Consider the following 4,247-nt stretch of genomic DNA (forward strand, 5'->3'; position numbering starts at 1 on the left):
TCCAATATCTTTGTGCTTTAGAAGCAAAAAAACACTATAAAATCCAATATCTTTGTGCTTTAGAAGCAAAAAAACACTATAAAACTAAAAAAAATATATTATTTTTAGTTGATCAAAGTAGTACCCGTGGTCTCGAACAGCAGGAAAAAATYTTTAACCCGCGTGAGTGGRATTATGTGATCACAACAACAAGAAAAAAYAGAACGATAAATATCCCTAARGCGATAAAAAAGATAAAAGAYATTATCAARGGRGAGCAGATMGATACGTTCTTTTATGGGGAATATAATGCGTGGCGGACTAAGCTAGTCGCAGAGAAYTTTCGYATAAAAAAAGATGTGTACTTTGATGACGGCACGCTAACAATTAACGAATTGCGTGAATTCATTGAAACAAAAAAGACGTATTCTCGAAGTCGATTGTTACAAGATAKWTTATTAAAACTATACGGTTGTAAACCCACGACGAAGTCTTTACCGAGAGAAAATTTGGAKCTATTCACGATTTTTGATCTGAATAGCARMAYGGTTAATATCGAAARGAATACGTTTAGCCACTTAAAGGCACATTACAACCACAGCGATCTTTTCTCTGAGCACGCGCCGATAGGCTTTATCGGACAAGGTGCTGTAGGGCATAAAGGTGGACAGTCTGTGTCGTCGTACGTAGAGCGTGTATCACGATTTGCGAAAAGCACGAAGAACGGCATTATATACTTTCCTCATCGCACCGAATCGCACGACGTTGMAAAAGCAATTGCGAATATAGAAAACCTGACGTATCACAGAAGCACCTTACCTCTAGAGCTTGAGCTAATAGAGAAAAAAATACAATTATCCTGTTTGTATGGKATGAACTCAACGGCACAATATACCGCCAAGCTTTTCTATCCCGACATGCCGATTTATAACTTAATCTCCGATAAAGAAAACTTGAGCCCACGTAATGAGAGAATMAGGTTATTTTATAAAGARTCGGGGATTGAAGAGATRCTAATTTRAGGTWYTCGGGATCTTGRATACAGAGCGCTTCGCTTACAGAATACGGAGAAGAGCAAGGCYAGGCACGATATGCTTTTTCCGTATTCCGTTCCTTAGGCTTTTTCTAGTYTCTAATCCCCATACCCATTCGGGTTTTTCGACTGCCAGCGCCAGGTGTCTTCKACCATGGTTTGCAGATCGCGTGTGGCGGTCCAGCCTAACGTTGCTTTGGCATAAGCCGGATCAGCGTAGCATTCGGCGATGTCRCCGGCGCGGCGGGGTTTMATCTCGTAAGGGATCGAGCGCTTYGCCGCRGCTTCAAAWGCATGCACCATTTCCAACACACTGTTGCCTTGGCCGGTGCCGAGGTTAAAGATATGAGTGCCAGGTTGATGAGCCATTTTATCCAGCGCGGCTAAATGCCCATCGGCCAGATCCACCACGTGAATATAATCACGCACSCCGGTGCCGTCGGGGGTGGGGTAATCATTACCAAACACGCCCAGTTTTTCRCGTCGACCCACYGCCACTTGTGCCACAAAAGGCAGCAAGTTATTRGGTGTGCCTTGTGGATCTTCRCCCAGTAACCCCGATTCRTGCGCACCGACCGGGTTAAAGTAACGCAGCAGGGTGATGCTCCAATCTGGATTGGCATGGTGAAAATCCTGCARGCATTCTTCYACCATYAACTTRCTKCGSCCATASGGGTTRGTRGCKGAGGTAGGGAAGTCTTCTTTGATTGGTACCGATGCCGGATCGCCATAAACSGTGGCGGATGAGCTGAAAATGAGCGATTTAACGTTTGCTTGCGCCATTGCCGCGACAAGGTTCAAGGTGCCTGCAACGTTGTTGTCGTAATATTTTAAAGGCAGAGTGACTGATTCGCCGACCGCTTTTAGCCCAGCAAAATGGATCACGCTATCAATCGGATGGGCAGAGAGCACCGAATCTAAAAATGCGCGATCACGAATATCCCCTTCAATAAACAGCGGGCGAGTGCCTGCTACCTGCTCGATGCGATCTAACACCAAGGGTTTACTGTTACATAGGTTATCAATGATGATGGGGGTGTGGCCCGCTGCGAGCAACTGAATACAAGTGTGGCTACCAATATAGCCCATGCCGCCGGTGACGAGTACGTTCATGATGTGCTGCCTAGTTTATTGTCCAGCGGCGAAGTTTAGCAGGGGAATCGCCAACAGACTAGAGGCGCCTATTACGCGCCCCTAGGTAGCAAAACAAAAGAGCCTGATTTATGGGTGTCCGGTTAGCACCCCTTCGCCTTGGGCTGAATGCCCACAAGCTCCTGTTCAGCGTTAAACGCACCRCCACCGCTCATTCCCCCTCTGACCGGYGCATCCGTGATGCTTGAYGGACAATCCTCCACYTCGGGAAAGCCTCGGATCATCAAATCCATGTAATACAGCCCTTCAGCCGTTAAYACATCMCCATTACTCGCATGGCCAAACACTTGCACGGGATCGCCTTGATACACCAACCCCAAATCAGGGAGCGGATGRTGGCGGTTGTCTGCCGCAATTAGCGCCACGTCGCACACTGGGTGCCGAGCAATTACTTTGCTTTCAATAAATTCGCCAACATGTGCTGCGGTTAAACTGAGGGTGGGGGTAATGGGCACACTGGTCCCAAACTTRCCTTTTTGCGCAAAGCTTTGCGGTTTTTCCAGTGCCAAYGCAGGGTGACTATCCGTGATCTGATGTKTGCCATTCGCGGTGGTGCAACCACTGASTACGACGAGCAAACTTGCGATACCGAACACTATACTGAGCCTTTTGAAGAGCACAGGGCAAAACAGGGTCATACACCCTCCTTACTTAACCACTACTGATACAACTACAACGATTAAGCCCTGATGCGCATCATATGGCTTATAGATTGACTATAGACAATAAACTCAATTAAAGCTCAAAAATAAGACAAAAACCGATTGAAAAAGGTAACTAATTGAAACATAAGCTATTGGTGTGTGAAAATTCATGCAATATRCTGATTTTTATGTGATTAAAATCAAATAATCATCGAGAGAAGGCACGATCAAATGCCTCTAAATATAGGCGAGTTTATGATGCTTGCTGACGTGGCTGTTGTGAGCATATGGCAAACAATGGYCRCAACTTGTTGTTTAATAAATGAACACTCCGTCCAAAAAACCATAGGAAAGCAAGCGTGTGTCTTTTATCACAAATTTTTATGTGTAGAATACGGCAGGCATTTTTTGCCCCGTGCTATACATTTTCGCCGTGCGAGCCAAAAGCGCGGTCAATCAGCACCTGTATCAAATAAAAAATTAAAACTATGCGCTGTGGGGAGCGACACCTCTGGGCGGTAGCGTGTCTATTGATCACTGCCCTTATGCATCGCCACACGTTTAAAGCTAGGTAACCCAAGGAAAAACCAATGAAAATTGCTGTTGCGGGCACAGGCTACGTGGGCCTTTCAAACGCGATGCTGCTTGCCCAACACTTTGATGTGGTCGCGYTCGATATTAATGAAGAAAAAATAACGCAGCTCAACCAAAAGCAATCCCCTATTGTTGATGCAGAAATCGAAGACTTTCTGGCCAACAAATCACTGCGCTTTACTGCCACATTAGATAAACACCAAGCCTATCAAGACGCTGATTTTGTTATCATCGCCACCCCCACCGACTACGACCCAGAAACCAACTACTTTAATACTCGATCTGTCGAGGCGGTGATCCGTGATGTAATGGCCATTAACCCGCAAGCGACCATGGTGATTAAATCGACGGTGCCCGTAGGTTATACCCAACAGATCAAACAAGAGATTGGAAGCGATAATATCCTCTTTTCGCCTGAGTTCTTGCGGGAAGGCAAAGCCCTTTACGATAACCTGCATCCTTCGCGCATTATTGTGGGTGAGCAAAGTGAGCGCGCAAAGACGTTTGCCAGCCTCTTGCTCGAAGGCGCGCTGAAAAAAGACGTGCCAGTACTCTTTACCGACTCGACCGAAGCGGAAGCCGTAAAGCTGTTCTCTAATACCTACCTCGCCATGCGGGTTGCCTACTTTAACGAGCTTGATAGCTACGCCGAAACCCATGGTTTGAATACTCGCCAAATCATCGAAGGGGTAGGGCTAGACCCACGCATTGGCGACCATTACAACAACCCATCGTTTGGTTATGGTGGTTATTGCCTGCCAAAAGATACCCGCCAACTGATTGTCGATGCCAACGATGTGCCGAACAACTTGATTCAGGCCATTGTCGATGCCAACACTACCCGC

At 46.4% G+C, this 4,247-nt stretch carries 3 protein-coding genes; 1 reads left to right on the plus strand and 2 read right to left on the minus strand.

Features of this window, described 5'->3' with window-relative positions; all coding sequences use genetic code 11:
- Positions 1-1,111: 1,111 nt before the first annotated feature.
- Together galE and BZG77_RS14260 are read right to left on the minus strand one after the other, a co-directional pair.
- Complete coding sequence (gene galE / locus BZG77_RS14255) at positions 1,112-2,125, minus strand: UDP-glucose 4-epimerase GalE (protein WP_077647716.1); 1,014 nt, start codon at positions 2,123-2,125, stop codon at positions 1,112-1,114.
- Positions 2,126-2,247: 122 nt separating this feature from the next.
- Positions 2,248-2,802: a S1 family peptidase gene (locus BZG77_RS14260; RefSeq protein ID WP_077647717.1), complete on the minus strand. Its 555-nt coding sequence runs from the start codon at positions 2,800-2,802 to the stop codon at positions 2,248-2,250.
- 596 nt (positions 2,803-3,398) lie between these two features.
- On the opposite strand from BZG77_RS14260, the gene BZG77_RS14265 reads away from it, so the two are divergent.
- The coding region (locus BZG77_RS14265; RefSeq protein WP_077647718.1) for a nucleotide sugar dehydrogenase at positions 3,399-4,247 on the plus strand (849 nt) is incomplete at its 3' end.

This window comes from Salinivibrio sp. IB643, from assembly GCF_001996105.1.
GTDB lineage: Bacteria > Pseudomonadota > Gammaproteobacteria > Enterobacterales > Vibrionaceae > Salinivibrio > Salinivibrio costicola.